At 71.2% G+C, this 21,609-nt stretch carries 6 protein-coding genes; all 6 read left to right on the forward strand.

What is annotated here, in order from left to right; genetic code table 11:
• The first annotated feature begins 1 nt into the window (after position 1).
• Positions 2-12,091 (forward strand): amino acid adenylation domain-containing protein, encoded by a 12,090-nt coding sequence (locus ABZX79_RS29395; RefSeq protein ID WP_355264191.1) that lies wholly within the window; start codon positions 2-4, stop codon positions 12,089-12,091.
• Positions 12,092-12,141: 50 nt separating this feature from the next.
• Complete coding sequence (locus tag ABZX79_RS29400) at positions 12,142-13,095, forward strand: ornithine carbamoyltransferase (protein ID WP_355264194.1); 954 nt, start codon at positions 12,142-12,144, stop codon at positions 13,093-13,095.
• Positions 13,092-14,405, forward strand: a complete 1,314-nt coding sequence (locus ABZX79_RS29405) for an MFS transporter (protein WP_355264197.1) — start codon at positions 13,092-13,094, stop codon at positions 14,403-14,405. Before ABZX79_RS29400 ends, ABZX79_RS29405 begins: the two co-directional genes overlap by 4 nt.
• Positions 14,406-14,495: 90 nt before the next feature.
• Complete coding sequence (locus tag ABZX79_RS29410; protein WP_355264200.1) at positions 14,496-15,278, forward strand: alpha/beta fold hydrolase; 783 nt, start codon at positions 14,496-14,498, stop codon at positions 15,276-15,278.
• Between the two features lies 1 nt (position 15,279).
• On the forward strand, positions 15,280-16,491 hold the full coding sequence (locus ABZX79_RS29415) for a cytochrome P450 (protein WP_355264203.1): 1,212 nt from the start codon (positions 15,280-15,282) through the stop codon (positions 16,489-16,491).
• 115 nt (positions 16,492-16,606) lie between these two features.
• Complete coding sequence (locus tag ABZX79_RS29420; RefSeq protein WP_355264206.1) at positions 16,607-21,607, forward strand: amino acid adenylation domain-containing protein; 5,001 nt, start codon at positions 16,607-16,609, stop codon at positions 21,605-21,607.
• Positions 21,608-21,609 lie beyond the last annotated feature (2 nt).

Genomic DNA, 21,609 nt, shown 5'->3' on the forward strand with positions numbered 1-21,609 from the left:
GGTGTTGGCCGGTCCGGACAGTGCCATCTATGTGATCTACACGTCGGGGTCGACGGGGCGTCCCAAGGGCGTCACTCTCACCCACACCAACGTCGTCCGGCTCATGGAAACGGGGCGCGAGTCCTACGGCCTCACCGAGCACGACACCTGGACTCTTTTCCACTCCTATGCCTTCGACTTCTCGGTCTGGGAGATGTGGGGTGCGCTGCTGCACGGCGGCAGGCTCGTGGTCGTGCCGCAGGACGTGGCGCGTTCCCCGGAGGACTTCCTCGATCTGCTGGTCGAGCAGCGCGTCACCGTTCTCAGCCAGACCCCGACGGCCTTCCGGGCACTGGTGGCCGCGGCGGGCGACGGAGATCCGCGCATCGACCGCCTCGCCCTGCGCTACGTCGTCTTCGGCGGCGAGGCCCTTGAGGTGTCCGAACTGCGGCCGTGGACCGACCGGCTGGGCCTGGACGCCCCGGCCCTGGTCAACATGTACGGCATCACCGAGACCACGGTGCATGTGACCCACCGGCGGGTCACGGCCGACGATCTCGCCACGCGCGGGGTCAGCCCCGTCGGCGAACCCATCGACGGCTGGCGCGTTCACATCCTCGACCGCGATGGTCACCTCGTACCCCACGGTGTGACCGGTGAGGTCCACGTGGGCGGCGCCGGTGTGGCCCGCGGCTACCTCGGCCGCCCCGCCCTCACCGCCGAGCGGTTCGTGCCCGACCCCTTCGGCCCCGCCGGCGCCCGCCTGTACCGCAGCGGCGACCTCGCCAGGCGCCGATCCGACGGCAGCCTCGAGTACCTGGGCCGCATCGACGACCAGGTCAAGATCCGTGGCTATCGCATCGAGCTCGGCGAGATCGAGGCCGTACTCTCCGGTCACTCCGGGCTGCGCGGTGCGGTTGTCGTCGTACGCGAAGACGTCCCCGGCGACAAGCAGCTGGTGGCGTACTTCCTTCCGTCCGGCCCCGCCGCGCCGCCCACAGGAGCCGAACTGGCCGCGCACTGCTCCGCCGGACTCCCCGGCTATATGGTGCCGTCGGCCTTTGTCGAGCTGGAGTCCATCCCGCTGACGGCGAACGGCAAGCTGGACCGTGCCGCGCTGCCGGCGCCGGGCGAGGACGCCTTCGCCCGGGCCGAGTTCGTCGCGCCGCGGACTCCGGTGGAGGAGCGGGTGGCCGCCGTGTGGGGGCGGGTGCTCGGAGTGGAGCGGGTCGGAGTCCTCGATGGCTTCTTCGATCTGGGCGGTGATTCGATCCGTGCGGTGGCGCTGATCGGTGCCTTGCGCGCCGAGGGCCTCGACGTGTCGGTGCGCGACGTGTTCGAGCGCCGTACGGTGGCGGGGCTCGCGGAGTCGCTGACGGGCCGGTCGGCGTTGACGGCCGGGCACGAGGTGTTCGTCGAGCCGTTCACGCTGATTTCCGTGGAGGACCGGGAGCGGCTGCCGGAGGGGCTGGACGACGCGTACCCCCTGTCGCAGATCCAGACCGGCATGCTCGTGGAGACCCTGGCCGACACGGAGCACAACCGCTACCACGCCTCCACCTCGTACTTCATCCAGGACGACGTGCCGTGGTCGGAGTCCGCTCTGCGCCGCGCCGCACAGCAGGTTGTCGCGCGGCAGGACGTGCTGCGCACCTCCGTCGACCTCGCCTCGTACTCCGTACCCATGCAGCTGGTGCACACGCGGGCCGACATCCCCCTGGCCGTGCACGATCTGCGGGGCCTTGACCAGGGCAGCAGGCGCCAGGCGCTGATGGCCTACGTCGCCACGGAGCGCGCCCGTGCCTTCGACATCGCGACGGCGCCGCTGGTGCGCATATCGGTCCATGTCGAGGACGAGGGCTGGCGGCTCTCCTTCACCTCGTCGCACGCCGTGATCGAGGGCTGGAGCCTGCATTCGTTCATGACCGAACTGCTGACCGACTACCGGCGTCTGCGCGACGGTCTGGAGCCCCAGCCGTACGACGCCCCCCAGGTGCGCTTCGCCGACTCCATCGCCGCCGAGCTGCGGGCCCTCGAATCCGAGGAGACCCGCGCCTACTGGCGCGGTGTGGTCGAGGACCACGCCCCCCTGGCCGTCCCCTCCGCGTGGGCCGCGCCGGACGCCGCCGGCGAGGACTTCACTGTCCCCGTTCCGCTGCGCCACCTCGAAGCGCGGCTGCGCGCCCTCGCCGCACGCTCGCACGCCTCACCGAAGAGCGTGCTCCTCGCCGCGTACGCGAAGGTGATGAGCCAGCTCACCGACGAGCCGCAATTCCACACGGGCCTGGTGTGCCATGTGCGCCCCGAGGTACTCGGCTCCGACCGGGTCTATGGGACATACGTCAATACGCTGCCCTTCCCCATCGACCGCAGCGCCCGCACCTGGCGGGAACTGGTGCGGCAGGTCTTCGAGCGCGAAGCCGGACTCTGGCCGCACCGGCACTTCCCGATGCCGGAGATCCAGCGCGAGGCGCGTACCGGCGGGCGGTTGATCGACACCCTGTTCAGTTACCTGGACTTCCCCGAGATCGAGGACCGGGCGGTCGACGCGCGCACCGGCCTCGGCGAGGGCGCGACCGAATTCGCACTGGCCGTCACCGCCACCATCACCATGGGGCTCAACCTCAAGACCAATACCCGCACCATGAGCCGCGCCGACGCCGAACGAGTGGCCGGGATGTTCGGTGCGGTGCTCGAAGCGATGGCGGCGGACGCCGACGGTGACGCGAGGGCGGTGTATCTGCCCGAGGGGGAGCGGGAACTGCTCCTCGAAGCGGGCTCCGTTCAGCCCTTCGCGACCGACCCGCACTCTGTCCACGAAGTGTTCGAGGCACAGGTGGCCGAGGCGCCCGACGCCGTCGCCGTGATCGCCGACGGCCAGGAGCTGACGTACGCCGAAGTGAACCGGCGGGCCAACCGGATCGCGCACCATCTGCGATCGACGGGTGTGGGCCCCGAGTCCCTGGTGGGCGTGTGCCTGGAGCGCGGGGCCGACCTCGTGCCGGCACTGCTCGGTGTCGTCAAGTCCGGCGCCGGGTACGTGCCGTTGGACCCGTCGAATCCGGCGGAGCGGCTGCGCCATGTCATCGCCGACGCCGGGATCCGTACCGTGATCACGGACAGCGGCCGGGCGCCGCTCGTCGAGGGCGCGGTCCAGGGTGGACTGCTCGTCCTCGACCGTGACCGGGAGGCGCTGGCCGCGCAGGCCGACACCAACCCGCACACGCTCGGCGGCCCGGACAACACTCTCTACGTGATCTACACGTCGGGCACCACAGGACGGCCCAAGGGCGTCTGCCTGACCCACGCCAACGCGCTGCGCCTCTTCCCGGCGATGCGACAGCGGATTCAATTCGACGCGAGTGACGTGTGGGCCCTGTTCCACTCCTACGCCTTCGACGTCTCCGTCTTCGAGATGTGGGGTGCGCTGCTGCACGGGGGCAAGCTGGTGGTCGTGCCGCAGGACGTGGCCCGTTCCCCGGAGGACTTCCTCGATTTGCTGGTCGCTCACCGGGTGACCATGCTCGCCGAGACGCCTTCCGCGTTCCGTCCGCTCGTGGACCTCGCCGCACAGGGCGACCCCCGCATCGGCCAGTTGTCGCTGCGCATGGTCATGAACGGCGGCGAACCGCTGGAGATGGCCGACCTGCGGCCCTGGACAGACCGGCTCGGCCTGGAGCGTCCGATACTCGTCAACGCTCACGGCATCACCGAGACGACCGTGATCGACACCTTCCACACCGTCGCGGCAGGTGACGGCGAGGCGGGCACCCTGATCCCCATCGGCCACCCGCTCGACGACGTCAGCGTCCATCTGCTCGACCGGCACGGCCACCTCGTGCCGGTGGGCGTGGCCGGTGAGATGCACATCGGCGGTCCCGCGGTGGCGCGCGGTTATCTCAACCGGCCCGCGCTCACGGCGGAGCGGTTCGTACCCGACCCGTACGGCCCGCCCGGTGCCCGCTTGTACCGCACCGGCGACCTCGCCCGGCGCCGCCCGGACGGCATGCTGGAGTTCCTCGGCCGCGCCGACGACCAGGTCAAGCTCCGCGGCTACCGCGTCGAACTCGGCGAGATCGAAGCGGTCCTCGCCGAACACCCGCAGATCCGGGACGCCGTCGTCGTCGTGCGCGAAGACCGCCCGGGCGAGAAGCAGCTGGTGGCGTACTGGGTCGCGGCGCAGCCCGCCGCCGGACCGCCCGGCAGCGCCGAACTGGCCGAGCACTGCGGCGCCGGGCTGCCCGAGTACATGGTGCCGTCGGCGTTCGTCGCCCTGGACGCGATGCCGTTGACCGTCAACGGCAAGCTGGATCGGCGCGCTCTGCCCGCGCCCACGCAGGAGGCCGTGGCCCAGAGCGACTACGCTCCACCGCGTACCGCCGTGGAGGAGCGGGTCGCCGCGATCTGGGCCGAGGTCCTGGGAGTGGAGCGGGTCGGCATCCACGACGGCTTCTTCGCCATCGGCGGTGACTCCATCCGTGGCGTCGGCCTGGTGGGCGCGCTGCGCGCCGCGGGCTTCGAGGTGTCCGTACGCGACCTGTTCCAGCACCGCACCGTGGCCGGCCTGTGCGAGTCGCTCGCCGACGCCTCTGGATCCGCCGGTGGGGAAGCGGCGACGCCGGCAGTGGCGCCGAGGAGCGAGCCCGCGTCCGTGGCGCCGTTCGCGCTCGTCTCCGAGGAGGACAGGCGCGGGCTGCCCGCCGGGCTCGACGACGCCTACCCGCTGCTGCGCAACCAGATCGGCATGCTTGTGGAGATGCTGGCCGGGGACGGCGAGAACAAATACCACAACGTGGCCTCCGTCCTCGTCCCCGAGGACCGGCCGTTCTCCGCCGATGCCCTGCGCGAGGCCGTGCGTACCGTGTCGGCGCGCCACGATGTGCTGCGCACCTCCGTCGACCTGACCACCTACTCCGTACCGATGCAACTGGTCTGGACGGACGCCGAGATCCCGGTCGACTGGCGTGACATCGGCGGCCTCGACGAGGAGGAACAGCGGCGGGAAGTGACCGGCTTCGTCGCCGCCGAGCAGAACGACGCGTTCGACCTCACGTCCCACGCGCCGCTGATACGCGTCTTCGCGCACATCCGCGGCGAGGACGAGTGGTTCCTCACCCTCACCCAGAGCCACGCCATCCTGGAGGGCTGGAGTCACCAGCTGCTGGTCAAGGAGCTGGTGAGCTGTTACCGGCGGATACGGGACGGTCTGCGGCCCGAGCCGTACGACGCTCCCGCCGTGCGCTTCGCCGACTCCGTCGCCGCCGAGCTGAAGGCCCTCGGCTCCCCGCAGGACCGGGCGTACTGGAAGAGCGTCGTGGACGGGCACGCCAAGCTGACCCTGCCCTCCGCCTGGTCGGACGCCACCGGCACAGCCCCTGAGGCGTACGGAGTCAAGGTGCCGCTGGAGGAGCACCGGGAAGCGCTGCGCGCCCTGGCCGCGTCGGAGGGCGTCTCGATCAAGAGCGTGCTCCTCGCGGCGCACATGAAGGTGATGGGCCAGCTGACCGACGAACCCGCCTACCACACAGGGCTCGTGAGCCATGCCCGTCCGGAGGTGCGGGGCGCCGACCGCGTCTACGGCCTCTACGTCAACACCCTGCCGTTCCCCGCCGACCGCACCGCCCGCACCTGGCGCGAGCTGGTCCGGCAGGTCGCCGACCGGGAGATGGAGGCCTGGGAGCACCGGCACTTCCCCATGCCGGAGATCCAGCGCGAGTCGGGCGTGGGCGGACGGCTGATCGACGTGATGTTCAACTACGTCGACTTCGGTCAGGGGCAGGGGCAGGGGCAGGGTAAGGGTAAGGGCCCGCGCGACGGCGCCGCCCGCTCCGAGCCGCTGCGGACCGTGGTCAGCAGCGCCGTCACCGAGTTCGGCCTGTCCGTGAACGCGCACGGCGACGACTACGTCAACCTGCGCACCAGCACGGCGGTGATGAGCCGCGGTGACGCCGAGCGTGTTGCCGGAATGTTCCGCGCGGTGCTGGAGGCAATGGCCGCGGACGCCGAAGGTGACGCCCGGCGGGTGTATCTGCCGCTGGGCGAGCGCGAGCTGCTTCTGGGCGCCGGGTCTGCCGAGTCCTTCGAGGCCGTGTCGCGGTGTGTGCACGAAGCGTTCGAGGCACAGGTGGCCGAGGCGCCCGACGCCGTCGCCGTGATCGCCGACGGCCAGGAGCTGACGTACGCCGAAGTGAACCGGCGGGCGAACCGCCTCGCTCACCACCTGCGTTCCCTGGGCGCGGGCGCCGAATCACTCGTCGGCGTGTGCCTGGAGCGCGGCATCGAGCTGATCCCCACTCTCGTGGGTGTCCTCAAGGCCGGCGCCGGCTATGTGCCGTTGGACCTCATCAACCCCGCCGACCGGCTGGAGTACATCCTGTCCGACTCCGGCGCCTCGGTCGTCGTCACCACCGGCGCCCAGGCGGCGCTGCTGTCCGGGATCCACCAGGGCGACCTCGTTGTCCTCGACCGCGACCAGGAGCTCCTGGCCGCACACCCGGACACCGACCCGGAGCCCGTCAACGTCCCCGACAACGTCATCTACGTGATGTACACGTCCGGCTCCACGGGGCGGCCCAAGGGCGTGTGCCTGTCCCACGCGAACGTGATGCGGCTGATGGACACCGTGCAGGAGCACCACGCACTGGACGAGTCAGACACCCTGACGCTGTTCCACTCCTATGCCTTCGACATCTCGGTCTTCGAGATGTGGGGTGCGCTGCTGTACGGAGGCCGCCTGGTCGTCGCACCGCACGAGGTGACGAGGTCCCCCGAGGACTTCCTGGACCTGCTCGTCGAGCACGAGGTCACGGTCGTCTGCCAGACTCCGACCGCCTTCCGGCCGCTGGTCGCGGCGGCCGAGGCCGACGACGAACGGCTGCGCCGGCTCTCGCTGCGCGCGGTGATCCTCGGCGGTGAGAAGGTCGACGTACCGGCCCTCAAGCCGTGGGTCGCCCGCCTCGGTCTCGGCCGCATCGCCCTGACCAACATGTACGGTCCGACCGAGACGGCCGTCTACTCCACCTACCACCGGCTGACCAAGCGCGACTTCAGGCCCGGCGCGCCGGCCTCTATCGGTCGCCCGCTCAGCGACACACGCGCGCACCTCGTGGACGGCCTCGGGAACCTGGTGGCCGCGGGCGTGCCGGGCGAGCTCCAGATCGCCGGCCCCGCCCTCGCACGCGGCTATCTCAACCGGCCGGCGCTGACAGCGGAACGCTTCGTCCCCAACCCCTACGGACCGCCCGGGTCACGCCTCTACCGCTCCGGGGACACGGCCCGGCGTACGAGCGACGGCAGCCTGGAGTTCCTCGGCCGCATCGACGACCAGGTCAAGCTCCACGGCTTCCGGATCGAACTGGGCGAGGTACAAGACCTGTTGGGCCGGCACCCGCGGGTCGACAACGCGGTGGTCGTGCTCCGTGAGGACGCTCCGGGCTCACCGCAGCTCGTCGCCTATACGGTCCCGGGCGGCGAAGCGGCGCCTGAGCCGGCCGAACTGCGCGAGTTCCTGTCCCGCTCCCTGCCCGCGTACATGGTGCCGTCGGCGTACGTGGCGCTGGACAGCCTGCCGCTGAACGCCAGCAGCAAGCTGGACCGGCGGGCACTTCCCGCGCCGGACCAGGACTCGCTCGCCAGCGCCGCGTACGTGGCGCCCCGCACGCCCCTGGAGCGGCGCGTCGCCGCCGTGTGGGCCGACGTCCTGGACGTCGAACAGGTGGGGGCCCACGACAGCTTCTTCGACCTCGGCGGCGACTCGATCCGGGCGGTCGCGCTGATCGGCGGGCTGCGCTCGGCCGGCCTCGACGCCGCCATGCGCGATGTGTTCGAGCAGCGGACCCTGGCCGAGCTGTGCGCCCGGCTCGGCGAACGGGAAGGGCTGACTGCCCAGGACGTGGCGGTGGCCCCGTTCGCGCTGCTCAGCGACGAGGACCGGGCGAAGCTGCCCGACGGTCTCGTCGACGCCTACCCGTTGACGCAGAACCAGACCGGCATGTTCGTGGAGATGCTCGTCGGCGACGGGCCGCGCAAGTACCACCTCGTCAACTCCGTCAGGTTCCGCGACGGCCACTCCTTCGACGCCGGGGCGCTCCAGCGGGCGGTGGACCTCCTGGTCGGCCGGCACGAGGTGCTGCGTACCTCCGTCGACGTCGAGACGTACTCCGTACCTCTGCAACTGGTCCACGCCGAGGCCGAGCTGCCCGTACGGGTGGTGGATCTCCGGGGCCTGGACCCGGCGCGGCAGGAACAGACCGTGAAGGAGTACGTGGACTCCGAGAGCAAGGACGTACTCGCCCACGACCGGGCACCGCTCCTGCGGATCTGCGTGCACCAATGCGCCGAGGACAGCTGGCAGTTCACGATCACGGAGTCCCATGTGATCCTGGACGGCTGGAGCCTCGACGTGCTGCTGAACCAGTTGCTGGATGCGTACCACCGCTTCCGGGACGGCAGGGAACCGGCGCCGTACGACGTGCCCGGTACGCGCTTCGCCGACGTCGTGGCCGCCGAGGCACGGGCGCTGGCCTCCCAGGAGAGCGGGGCGTTCTGGCGCGGGATCGTCGAGGAGCACGAGAAGTTCGTGCTCCCCGCCGGCTGGGGCGACGCCCCGGACACGCCGGCGCAGTCCTACACCCTCAGGGTCCCGTTCGACGACCTCAAGGAGGACCTGCAGGGCCTCGCGACCACCGCGAGGGTGTCGGTCAAGAGCGTCCTGCTGGCGGCCTTCCTCAAGGTGATGGGCATGCTCACCGAGGACAGGGCCTTCTTCACGGGCCTCACCAGCCATGTGCGGCCCGAAGCACGCGGCGCCGACCAGGTGTGCGGCATGCATCTCAACACCCTGCCGTTCCCGGCCGACGACACCGCCCGCACCTGGCGGGAACTCGTCCGGCAGGTCTTCGACCGGGAAGCCCAGACTTGGGCACACCGCCACTTCCCGATGCCGGCCGTGCAACGCGAGTGGGGGGAGTCGGACCGGCTCCTCGATGTGTACTTCAGCCACCAGGACTTCGACGAGGCGGACGCCGAGCTGGCCGACGCCGGCGCCGCGGCCGGATTCGCGACCAACGAGTTCCCCTTCTCCGTCGCCTCCGCGTCGACCTGGCTCAACCTCCGTACCCACACCCATGCGGTCAGCCGCGCCAACGCCGAGCGGATGGCGGCCATGTTCCGGGCCGTCCTGGAGGCGATGGCCGCCGATCCGGACGGTGACGCCCGAACCGCCCTGCTGCCGCCCGCCGAGCGTGACGTGCTCCTTGGCGAGTGGGCGTCCCACCCTGCCGGGCCGGTCGTGCGCAGTGTGGTCCAGGAGTTCCAGGAGCAGGCGGCGCGGACCCCCGCGGCGGTGGCCGTGGCCGCCGATGGCACACACCTCTCGTACGCGGAACTGGACGCCAGGGCCAACCGTTTCTCCCGTTACCTGCGCGCGGCGGGAGTCGGCGCGGAATCGGTGGTCGGCGTGCTGCTCGAACCCGGCACGGACCTGATCGTGACGCTGCTCGGGGTGTGGAAGGCGGGCGGCGCCTATCTGCCGCTCGACCCGGCCCATCCCGCGGACCGTATCGGCTACATGCTGGACGACGCCGGTGCCTCTGTGGCCGTGACGTTCTCGGAGTACGAAGGACGGTTCGCGGACGTCTTCGACGGGAGGCTGATCCTTGCCGACCGGGAGGCGAAGGCCGTCGCCCGGCGTTCCGCAGCGCCCCTGAAGCCGACCGTGGATCTCGACGCCCTGGCCTACGTGATCTACACATCCGGATCGACGGGCCGCCCCAAGGGCGTTCTCGTGCCGCAACGGGGACTCGCGAACCATCTGCGGTGGGCGGTCGATGAGCTCGCGGCCTCCGGCACGGGTGGAGCGCCGGTGTTCTCCTCCGTGGCGTTCGACCTGGTGGTCCCGAACCTGTGGGCACCGCTGCTCGCCGGACAGACGGTGCATGTGCTGCCCAGGGACCTCGACCGGCTCGGGGAAAGCCTCGTCGCGTCCGGACCGTACAGCTTCATCAAGCTCACCCCGGCCCACCTGGAGGTGCTCGTCCACCAGCTGACCGCCGAACAGGCGGACGGCCTGGCGCAGGTGCTGGTCGTGGCGGGCGAGGCGTTCACCCGGCGCACCCTGGAGGCCTGGCGCCGGCTGGCTCCCACGACAGCCGTCGTCAACGAGTACGGGCCCACCGAGGCGTCCGTGGGGACCTGCACCTTCCCGGTCGAAGAGCCGCCCGCCACGGACGTGCTGCCGATCGGACGGCCGCTGCCGAACATGACCATGTACGTGCTCGACGCCAGTCTGGAGCCCGTGCCGACCGGCGTTGCCGGTGAGCTGTACGTCGGCGGGGCGGGCGTGGCGCGCGGCTACGCCGGACGGCCCGGCCTCACGGCGGAGCGGTTCGTGCCCGACCCCCATGGTGCGCCGGGTGCCCGCCTGTACCGCACCGGGGATCTGGCCCGCGTACTGCCGGACGGGAACGTGGCCTTCATCGGCCGCATCGACCGTCAGACGAAGGTGCGCGGCTACCGCATCGAGCCCGGCGAGATCGAGGCCGCCCTGACCGGACTCCCACAGATCGCGGAGGCCCGGGTGGTGGCCCGCGAGGACAGCCCCGGCGACGTACGCCTCGTCGCGTATCTGGTGCGCTCACCCGAGGGGGAAGCCGCCCCGGAAGCCCAGGAGTTGCGTACGGCGCTCGGCCGGACTCTGCCCGACTACCTGGTGCCGTCGGCGTTCGTGACCCTGGAGCGGCTGCCCCTCAACGCCAACGGCAAGGTGGACGAACGGGCCCTGCCCGTACCCGACGCGGAACTCTCCCCGGCGGCTCACACGCCGCCGCGGACCGCGACGGAGGTGGCACTCGCCGGCATCTGGTCCACGCTCCTGGGCGTGGACAGGATCGGGACCGAGGACAGCTTCTTCGCGCTCGGCGGTCACTCGATCCTGGTGATCCAGCAGGTCGCCGAGGCCCGCAAGGCGGGGCTTCCCGTCACGCTGTTCATGGTCTACCAGTACCTCACCCTGGGCGAGCTGGCCGCCGCGGTGGACGCGGAGGCACCGTCCACGTCCGCACCCCCGGTCCCCGCTGAGCCACTGGCTCCCACGCTGCCCTCGCCGTTGCCCGCCATGGAGGAGACCGGCGTACCCGGCGCGAGCGTGGCCCGCATCGAAGGCGGTGAACTGGTCGCCGCGGAGGGCTTCGGCTCGCTCGACCGGGGCGGCCGGCCGGTGACGCCCGACACTGTGTTCCAAGTGGGTTCCATGAGCAAACACATCACGGCCATCGGCGTGCTCGGGCTCGTGGACCAGGGGGTGCTCGACCTCGACGAGGACGTCAACCGGTACCTCAAGGGATGGCAGGTGCCCAACAGCGACAACGGCGCCCTCACCACCCTGCGCCAACTGCTGGCCATGCGCTCCGGCCTGGCCCCCGCACCCGGCAAGGGCTACCGGCCCGGGTCCGTGCCCACGATGTCCGACCTGCTGCACGGCCGGTCCCCGGCGGTCAACCCGCCGGTCGCCAGGGAGGGCGCACCCGGCGAGACCTTCGCCAAGGCGAACGTCCACTTCTGGGTCATCCAGCAGGCGGTCGCCGACGCCACCGGCGAGGCGTTCCCGGACGTCATGCGGGAGGTACTCCTGAAGCCGCTCGGTATGGACGGCAGCAGCTTCGACCAGTCCTTCCCGCACAGCTCGGGGCGGCCCGTGGCGCTCGGCCACGACACGGCAGGGGCTCCCGTCGAGGGCGGCTGGCTGGTCCGGCCCGACATGGCGGCGGCCGGGCTGTGGACCACCGCGGCCGACATCGCCAAGGCGGTCCTGGAGGTACGGCGTTCCGCTCTCGGCCGGCCCATGGCCCTGCTCTCGCGGGAACGGGCCGGGGAGCTGCTGTCGCCGTACCCCGACAGCTTCTACGGCCTGGGGACTGTGGCAGACACGACGGGGCCCGACCTCCAGTTCGGGCACGGCGGTGAACCCGTGGGCTACCACGCGCTCGTCACCTGCGCCCTGCGCTCGGGCACCGGATGGGTCGTGCTGACCAACGGCTCGGCGGGGGATCGGGTCGTACGGACCTTCGTGTCCGCCGTAACACCGAACCAGGAACCTGGCCATCAGGCTCCGTGACAACCGAAGCGAGGCACGAACCCGTGACGACCGAATCGAGGACACGAGCCTTGGCCACCACAGCCAGCCAGCAGCACCGCAGCCTGCTGTCGACCGACGACCTGACGGACGCCGAACTGCGCGCCGTCATCGACCGGGGCACCGAGTACTCCGCAGGCCGGGCGGGCCGCACACCGGCCCTGGCCGGTGACATCGTCGGCGTGTACTTCCGGATGACCTCCACCCGTACCAGGACCGCGTTCTCCGCCGGCGCGCTGCGCCTCGGCGCGCAGATCATCGCGTACGGCCCCGACGACCTCCAGATCAACACCGGGGAGTCCGTCGAGGACACCGGCAGGGTCTTCGCGCGGATGGTGGACGTGATCGTCGCCAGAACCGGACGTCCCCAACGCGAACTGGCCGCCTGGGCCGGCACAGGCGGGCTCTCGGTGGTGAACGCCATGACCGCGGAGGAACACCCCACCCAGGCGCTCACCGACCTCACCACGCTCAAGGGCCGCTTCGGACAGGTCGAAGGCCTGCGTGTGGTGTACGTCGGCGAGGGCAACAACACGGCGGCCGCTCTCGCCCTGACTCTGCCGCGCTTCCCCGGTGTCGAGTTCGAACTGCGCACACCGCCCGGCTTCGGGCTCACCGAAGAGATACGGGCGCGTGCCGAGGAGCACGCCCGTACCAGCGGAGCGTCCTTCGTCGAGCGGCACGACATGGACGCCCTGCCACGCGACACCGACGTCTTCTACACCACGCGCTGGCAGACCACCGGCACGAGCAAGCCCGACCCGCACTGGCGGGACGTCTTCGCCCCGTTCCAGGTGACGTCCGGACTGTGGGAGCACAGCCCGAAAGCCGTGTTCATGCACGACCTGCCCGCCCACCGCGGCGACGAGGTCACCGCCGATGTGCTGGACGGGCCGATGAGCATCGCCCTGGACCAGGCGGAGAACAAGATGCACAGCGCCATGGCGGTGCTCGAATGGTGCCGTGGCGGGGAGTCCTCCGCATGAGCGCGGTGCCGGACTCCCCACCGCAGCCCGAGGCGCCCCCCGCGCCGCCGCTGCGCAAGAACCGCGACTTCCTCAAGCTGTGGGCCGGCGCGGGCGTCTCCATCCTCGGGGGGCGGGTGAGCGCCGTCGCGTATCCACTGCTGATGATCTGGCAGAACGGATCGACGGTCGGCGCCGGCCTGGTGGGCTTCGCGGCGCTCCTGCCCATGTTGCTGGTGCAGCTTCCCGCGGGCGTCATGGTCGACCGCTGGGACCGGCGCCGCACCATGATCGTGTGCGATCTGGTGGGACTGGTGACGATGGGGAGCGTCGGTGTGACGCTGCTCTTCGGCCACATCCTGCTGCCCCATCTGATGGTGGCGGCGTTCGTCGAGGCCAGTGCGGCGATCCTCTACCGGCTCGCTGAACGGGCCGCGGTCCGCAACGTGGTCCACGCGGATCACCTGTCGGCCGCGCTCTCGCAGAACGAGGCCAGGGGCAGGGCGGCCGGCCTCGTCGGACAGCCCCTGGGCAGCTCACTGTTCGCACTCTTCCGGGCTTTCCCCTTCCTCTTCGCGACGCTGAGTCACCTCCTCGCCCTGGTGTCGCTCCTGCTGATCAAGAAGGACCTCCAGACGGAACGCACGGCGCCGCGCCGACGGCTGCACACCGAGATCGGGGAGGGCTTCGCCTGGCTGAAGCGGCAGCGTTTCCTGCGGGCCGCCGTGATCCTGGTCGCGGGCACCAACGTCCTCTTCCAGATCCTGTCCCTCTCCCTGGTCGTCATCGTCAAGGACTCCGGCGGCTCACCGGCCGTCATCGGCATCATCGGGACGGTGTCCGGGGTGGGCGGGGTGTGCGGCGCGCTGTCCGGCACGTGGTTCGGCAAGCGGTTCCCGGTGTCCAGGATCGTGATCGGGGCCTTCGCCACCTGGACGGTGCTGATGCCGCTGGTGGCTCTGACGTCCAACCCCTTCGCCCTGGGCGCGGTGTTCGCGGGAATGACCTTCGCCGGGGCGCTGATGAACGTGGTGGCGGGCGTGTACCAGGTCCAGATCACGCCGGACGAACTCCAGGGCCGGGTCAGCAGCGTCGCGATGCTGCTCTCCTCCGGCACGAACTCCCTCGGGCCGCTGATCGGCGGCTTCCTTCTGGTGGCGTTCGGCACCACCTCCACGGTCCTCGGCGTGGGCGTCGCGATGCTTGTGACGACGGTGGCCGCACTGCTGAGCCCGGCCATTCGTAACGCTCCCGGAACCCCGGTGGTGGCGCCCGCGGACCGGGCGCCGAAGAAGGCCGCCGCGGATAGCCGGGATAGCGAAGAAATATAGAGGCGGCGCGGAAGGTGAAGCCATGGAGACCTCCCATGCCCGCCACGCCCCCGGACCGGCAGTCCCCACGGCCCTGATGAGGACCGGCCGATGACCTATCAACGCGGAAGCTGGTTCAGGGTGTATGTCCCGCGGCCCGGCGCACGCATGCGGCTCTTCTGCTTCCCGTACGGCGGGGGTGCGGCCAGCGCCTTCCACGGCTGGGCACAGGAGCTGCCGGAGTCGGTCGAGCTGGTGGCCGTCCAGTACCCGGGACGACAGGACCGGTTCGGTGATCCGGCCCCGGCGGGGATCCCGGAGCTTGCCGAGGAGATCGCCGCCGTCATCGGCCCCCGCTTCGACGTGCCCACCGGGTTCTTCGGGCACAGCATGGGCGGCGTCGTGGCGTACGAGGTCGCCCGCCGGCTCCAGCCCCGCTTCCCCTCACCACTCGCCCGGCTCTTCGTCTCGGCGTGCCGCGCCCCGGCCGCCCGCCATCGCGCGGGCCTGACGTTCGAGGAGGACGAGATGCGGCGCTACATCCAGGCGCTCGGCGGAGCCGGTGCGAAGTCCCTCGTCGACGACGACGTCTGGGAGCTCGCCTACCCGGTGGTTCGCAACGACCTCGGCTGGACGGAGAAATACCAGTACGTTCCCGGCGCCCCGCTGTCCTGCCCCATCGTCGCCATCGCCGGCGACCAGGACCCCGCCGTGACACCCGACGACGTACGGCTGTGGAAGGACTACACCATCGCGGGGACCGACACCCACGTCCTGCCGGGCGGGCACTTCTACTACGAGGACTGTCTCCCCCGACTTGCCGGACTGCTGAGCGAGGAGCTCACCGGGTCCGCCGCGCCGACACCCTCCGAGCCGACAGGAAACTGGTCGTAGCATGCCCGATCCGCAGACCCCGAGCCTGCTCAACCTCTTCAGCCCCGAATGGTCGTCGGACCCCTACACCTTCTACCGCGAACTCCGGGAGACGTCCCCGGTCTACTTCGACGAGTGGATGCGCACCTGGGTGATCCTCGGATACGACGAGATCAGCCGGCTGTCCAAGGACGAACGGCTGTCGGGCGCCCGTATCGACAGTTTCCACGAGCAGCTGCCCGCCGAGGTACGGGCGGACATCAAGCCACTCAAGAACGCGCTGTCGGACATGATGCTGTTCAACGAGCCGCCCCGGCACACCCGGCTGCGCCAGCTGATCAAGCCCGGCCTCACTCCGCGCTTCATCCGCGAAATGCGCCCGACCATTGAGAAGCTCGCCGACGAACTTCTCGACCGGGTCGTGGAGCAGGGCCGCATGGATGTGATTCACGACTTCTCCGAGCCACTGACGCGCGGGGTCGTCGCCCGCCTCGCAGGCGTACCCGACAAGGCCGCGCACCTGCTGGAGAACTGGCCCGGGCTGCTGCACGAGTTCTTCACCCAGTCACGCAACGAGATAGCGCGCATCACGCAGCTCAGGGAGGCGTTCGACGAGGGCGGGCGGGAGCGCAGGGACGGCACGGGAACTGACCTGTTCACGCAGGTCATCGCCGAACAGCTGCAACACGGTGACTTCAGCGACGACGAGATCTTCGCCAACTTCCTGCTCCTCATCGACGCGGGTCAGGCCACCACCACACACCTCATCGGCAACGCGGTTCTCGCCCTCGTCAACAACCCAGGCCAATGGGAGCTCCTGCGCGATCGCCCGGATCTCGGCGTCAAGGCGGCTCACGAACTGCTGCGCTACGACAGCTCCGTGCAGTTCACCACGCGCGTCGCGCTCACCGACATCGAGGTCCTCGGCACGCGGATCCCGAAGGACGACTCGGTCACTCTGCTCCTGGGGTCCGGCAATCGGGACCCCTCGCACTACGAGGACCCCGATCGCCTCGACGTCACCCGGCGGGCCGCTGACCACCTGTCCTTCGGACACGGAATCCACTACTGCCTCGGTGCCTCGCTCGCCGTCGCGGAGATCGACGTGGCACTGCGCAGACTCCTGGAGCGCACCCGCGACATGCGGCTCGTCGAAACGCAACCCGTCTGGCTCGACAGCATCAACTTCCGGTTCCTCAAACGGCTTCCGGTGACGTTCGAGCCCGTGCACTGACCGTCCCGCTCCCGTGTGAGCGAGCAAGTCCTGGCAGAGGGGAAGAATCTAGATGCAGGGCGCCGAACAGCCGTCCGGCCCGCCGCTGACGCACCAACTCGTCAGCAGACAGGCCATGTTGACCCCGGAGGCTGTGGCTGTCGTCGAAGGCGGCCACCACCTCACCTATCGCGATCTGGAGGAGCGCGCCAACCAGCTGGCGCACCTGCTGCGCGAGACGGGGGCGGGACCCGACGCCCCTGTCGGCGTCTGCCTGCGGCGTGGCGCACGCCTGGTCATCGCGCTGCTGGCCGTCTGGAAGGCGGGCGCCGGCTACGTCCCGCTCGACCCCGGACACCCCGCGCCGCGTACCGCCGGCATTCTGGCGGACACCGGCGCCGTGGTGGCGCTGACCGAGGACGGGCCGGCGGACCGTATCGGCGTGGACGGCGTCCGACGGGTGGTGCTCGACGCCGGGCTCAACGCTCTGCGAGGGCTCCCCGCCCGTGCCCCCGACGTCGATGTCACTGCCGGGCACTGCGCGTACGTTCTCTACACCTCGGGTTCCACGGGCCGCCCCAAGGGTGTCGTGATCAGCCACGCCGGCATCGGGAACCGCATCGCATGGGTGGTCGACGCCCACGGACTCGGTGCGAGTGACCGCGTCCTGCAGAAGACGCCGGTCACGTTCGACGCCGCCTGCTGGGAGATCTTCGCCCCCCTGGTGAGCGGCGGCACCGTAGTCCTCGCGCCGGTCGGCGCGGAGCGCGATACCGCGGCCATGCTGCGGGCGCTGACCGAGCACCGGGTCACGGTCCTCCAGGTCGTCCCCTCCGTGCTGCGGCTGCTGGTGGAGGAGCCGGGGTGGGACGACTGCACCACTCTGCGGCTGCTGTTCTGCGCCGGGGAGGCGCTTCAGGCGGAACTGGTACAGCAATTCCGCGACCGCGTCCGCAAGTGCGCGCAGGACGTGGTCGTCTGCAACACGTACGGCCCCACCGAGTGCTCCATCGACGTGACGGCGTACGACGTCAACCCGTTGCAGCGCACCGGACCCGTACCCATCGGCGCGCCCATCGACGGCATGCGCGTACTGCTCCTCGGTCCCGACGGCAGGCAGGTCCCGCCGGGGGAGCGGGGGGAGCTGTGCGCGGCCGGCGTGGGCGTCGCCGACGGTTACCTCGGCAGGCCCCGGCTGACAGCGGAACGCTTCGTACCCGACCCCGAAGGGCCACCGGGATCGCGCCTGTACCGGACCGGTGACATCGCGCGTCTGCGGGCCGACGGGAACCTCGAGTACCTGGGCCGCATCGACCACCAGGTCAAGATCAACGGAGTACGGATCGAGCCCGGCGAGGTGGAGGCGGCCCTGGTGGCGCACCCGGCCGTCCGCGAGGCGGTCGTCACCCCGTTCACCACGCCTGCGGGGACCCTGCGCCTGGCCGCGCACGTACGGCTCGGCGCCTCCGGGCCGGACGAACGGTCGCACCAGGACCGGCATCAAAACCTGCGCGACTTCCTGCGCGGACGCCTCCCCGAGACGCACCTGCCCGCCGCCTTCGTCGAGCTGGACCGCTTCCCCACCACGTCGAGCGGCAAGCTGGACCGGCTCGCCCTGCCCGTACCGGAACTCACGGGCAGTCAGGACGACGCGCCGGGCACCGACGCCGAGCGCGTCGTGGCCGAAGTGTGGCGCGAGCTCCTCAAGACAGACGGCTTCGGCGTGCACGACGACTTCTTCCAGCTCGGCGGCTCGTCGCTGCAGCTCATCCGGCTCGCGAACCGGCTGCGCGGCGAGTCGGGCCAGGACATCGAACTGCCCGAGCTGCTCAACGCGACCACAGTGGCGACGCAGGCCCGGCTGCTCGGCGCGGGCCGGCCTGCGACGCCGCCGGTGCGCGCGGTGCCCAGGACCGGCGCCCTGCCGCTCTCCGCCGGGCAGCGCAGACTCTGGGTACTGGACCGGATCGACCCCCGAAGCCGGGAGTGGGTGACCGGCCTCTTCTTGCGGGTCCCCGCAGGTGTCGGCGAGCCGGCCGTGCGGCGGGCCCTCGACGTACTCGCCGCACGGCACGAGAGCCTGCGCACCCGGTTCGTGCCCTTGTCGGGCGAACCGGTGCAGATCATCGACCCGCCGGGCCCGTTCGCCCTGCGCACGGTGCACGTCCCCCGTGAGGGGGCGGGCGCCGTCGTGGAGCGGGAGGCCGAGCACGGATTCGACCTCGAGCGCGGCCCGGTGGCCCGCGCCGTCCTCGTCCTTCACCCCGGCCCCGGCTCCGACGGCGGAACCAGCGCCGCGGAGGGGACGCTGGCGCTCCTCATGCACCACATCGTCGGCGACGGATGGTCCGCGACGATCCTGCGCAACGAGTTCCACGAGATTCTCACCGCGCTGCTCGCCGAGCGCCCGGCCCGGCTCGCCCCGCTGCCCGTCCAGTACGCCGACTACGCGGCCTGGCAGCGCGAGCGCCTGACCGACGACGTCGTGGCGCGTGAACTCGCCCACTGGAAAGCCACACTGGACGGCGCAGAGCCGTTCGCCCTGCGGCCGGACCGGCCCAGGCCACCGGCCAGGGACGCGCGCGGCGCCGTGGTCCCCTTCACCGTGCCCGGGCCCATTGCCCGTTCGCTCACCGAGCTGGGACAGCGCCGCGGCGCCTCGCCGTTCATAACCCTGCTCACCGCGTTCTCGACGCTGCTCGCGCGTCACACGGGCCAGTGGGACGGCACGATCGGCACTCCGGTGGCCGGCCGCGAGCGCCCCGAGTTCGAAGGCGTCGTCGGCTTCTTCCTCAACAGTCTCGTGCTGCGCCCCGCGCTCGACGGCGCGCTCACCTTCGCGCAGGCACTCGACCGTGTACGGGACGTGTGCAAGGACGCCTTCGCGCACCAGGACGTGCCCTTCGACCGGCTGGTCGCCGAACTGGCGCCGGACCGGGACCTGTCGCGCACGCCCCTGTACCAAGTGGCCTTCGACTATCACGACGAGGAGCTCACCGGGTCGCCGGCCGACGCCGCCGACATGGATCTCGTACTCGACGTGTCGACCATCGCCAAGACGGACCTGACGCTCTACATGCGCCGGCAGCCGGACGGCACGGTGGTCGGCGCCCTGGAGTACGCGACCGCGCTGTTCGACCGTTCCACCGCCGAGCGCCTGGCCGGTCACTTCCAGGAGCTGCTGAGGGCCGCCGCGACGGAGCCGGCCACCCGCCTGGACGCGCTGGACTTCCTGCCCGAGGACGCACGACGTGCCCTGGCCGAGTGGAACCACACGCCCGCCGCTCCTGTCACCGCCACCGTGCCGGAGCTGTTCGAGGAACGCGCCGCAGCCCTGCCCGAAGCCACCGCGCTGCTGGCCGCCGGCGCCTCCCTCTCCTACGCGCAACTGGACGCGCGGGCCAACCGTCTCGCCCACCATCTGCGCGGGCTCGGAGCCGGCCCCGAGTCCGTGATCGGGGTCCTGCTCGACCGCGGCGCCGAACTGCCCACGGCCCTGCTGGCCGTCTGGAAGGCCGGGGGCGCCTATCTGCCACTGGACCCGGACATCCCCGCGGACCGCGTCGGGCAGGTGCTCGACGACGCGGGCGCCCGGATCCTGATCACCCAGTCCGCGCACAGCGAGCGGATCGGCGCTTCCCGGGCCGGACATCATGTCCTGGTGGACGGGCACGCAGGGGCGATCGCCCGGGAGCCGGACCGCCGGCCGGAGCGGGACCCCGATCCGGATCTGCTGGCGTACCTGATCTACACCTCCGGCTCCACCGGCCGGCCCAAGGGCGTACAGATCACCCACCGAGGCCTGGCCAACCATGTCCGCTGGGCGGTGGACGAGCTTGCCGCCCGAGGCACCGGGGGCGCCGCCCTGTTCTCCTCCGTGGCCTTCGACCTCGTCGTGCCCAACCTCTGGGCGCCGCTGGCCGCGGGACAGCCGCTGCGTCTGCTGCCGCAAGACCTGGACCTGGCCGAGCTCGGCGCCAGGCTCCAGGCCGCCGCGCCGCTGAGCTTCCTCAAGCTGACCCCGGGACACCTTGACATCCTGGCGCAGCAGATCGCACCGGAGCGGCTGGCCGGTCTGGCCGGGGCCGTCGTGGTCGCGGGCGAGGCGCTCCCCGTACGGTCGGCCGACCGCTGGGCGCGCGCCCTCGGGGACGGCCGGCTCATCAACGAGTACGGGCCCACCGAGGCATCCGTCGGCACCTGCGCGCACCCGGTCACGGCCCCGGTGGACGGCGACTCCGTACCCATCGGGCGCCCGCTGCCCGGCATGACGGCGCATGTGCTCGACGCGCGGATGCGGTCGCTGCCCGTGGGTGTAGTGGGGGAGTTGTACGTCGGCGGGGCGGGGGTGGCTCGCGGTTACGCCGGGCAGCCGGGGCTGACCGCGGACCGGTTCGTACCGGATCCGTACGGCCCGCCGGGCGCGCGGCTCTACCGCACCGGTGACCTGGTGCGGCTGCTGCCCGGCGGCTCCGTCGACTTCATCGGCCGGCGGGACGGACAGATCAAGATCCGCGGGTACCGGGTGGAGCTGGGCGAGATCACCGGCGTCCTCGGCGAGCACCCCGCCGTACGGGAGGCCGTCGTCGTCGCCGAGGAAGGCCCCTCCGGCGACACGGCCGCGATCGCCTACTGGGTGCCCGCGCAGCCGGGGCCGGTCCCCGTCGACGTACCCGATCGGCTCGCGGCGCACTGTGCGGCGCGGCTGCCCGCGTACATGGTCCCGCGGTCGTTCACCCCGCTCGACGCCGTCCCGCTGACGGCCAACGGAAAACTGGACCGGGCGGCGCTGCCGAAGGCCCGCCAGGCGGCGCAGGACGATCTGACCGCCCCGAGCGGCATTGTCGAGGAGCGGATCGCGCAGCTCTTCACCGAGCTTCTGGGCGCCCCGGTGGGAGCGCACAGCAACTTCTTCCACAGCGGCGGCAACTCGATCCTCGCGATACGGCTGATCGCGGGGATCCAGACGGCGTTCGACATCGACTTCCCCACCCGCGCCGTGTTCGAGTCCGGCACCGTCGCCGGGCTCGCCGCGGCCGTGGAAGCGGCAGTCCGGGACGAGATCGACCGGCTGTCGGAGGAAGAACTCACAGAGAACGCGCTGGATTTGGACGAACAGCGCGCATCGGAACGGTAACG

Source organism: Streptomyces sp. NPDC002994 (assembly GCF_040611155.1).
GTDB lineage: Bacteria > Actinomycetota > Actinomycetes > Streptomycetales > Streptomycetaceae > Streptomyces.

What these genes read in the sequence shown, in the direction of transcription:
- ABZX79_RS29405 (WP_355264197.1), top strand. Translation starts at nt 13,092, where the DNA reads ATGAGCGCGGTGCCGGACTCCCCACCGCAGCCCGAGGCGCCCCCCGCG.
- ABZX79_RS29420 (WP_355264206.1), top strand. Translation starts at nt 16,607, where the DNA reads ATGTTGACCCCGGAGGCTGTGGCTGTCGTCGAAGGCGGCCACCACCTC.
- ABZX79_RS29410 (WP_355264200.1), top strand. Translation starts at nt 14,496, where the DNA reads ATGACCTATCAACGCGGAAGCTGGTTCAGGGTGTATGTCCCGCGGCCC.
- ABZX79_RS29415 (WP_355264203.1), top strand. Translation starts at nt 15,280, where the DNA reads ATGCCCGATCCGCAGACCCCGAGCCTGCTCAACCTCTTCAGCCCCGAA.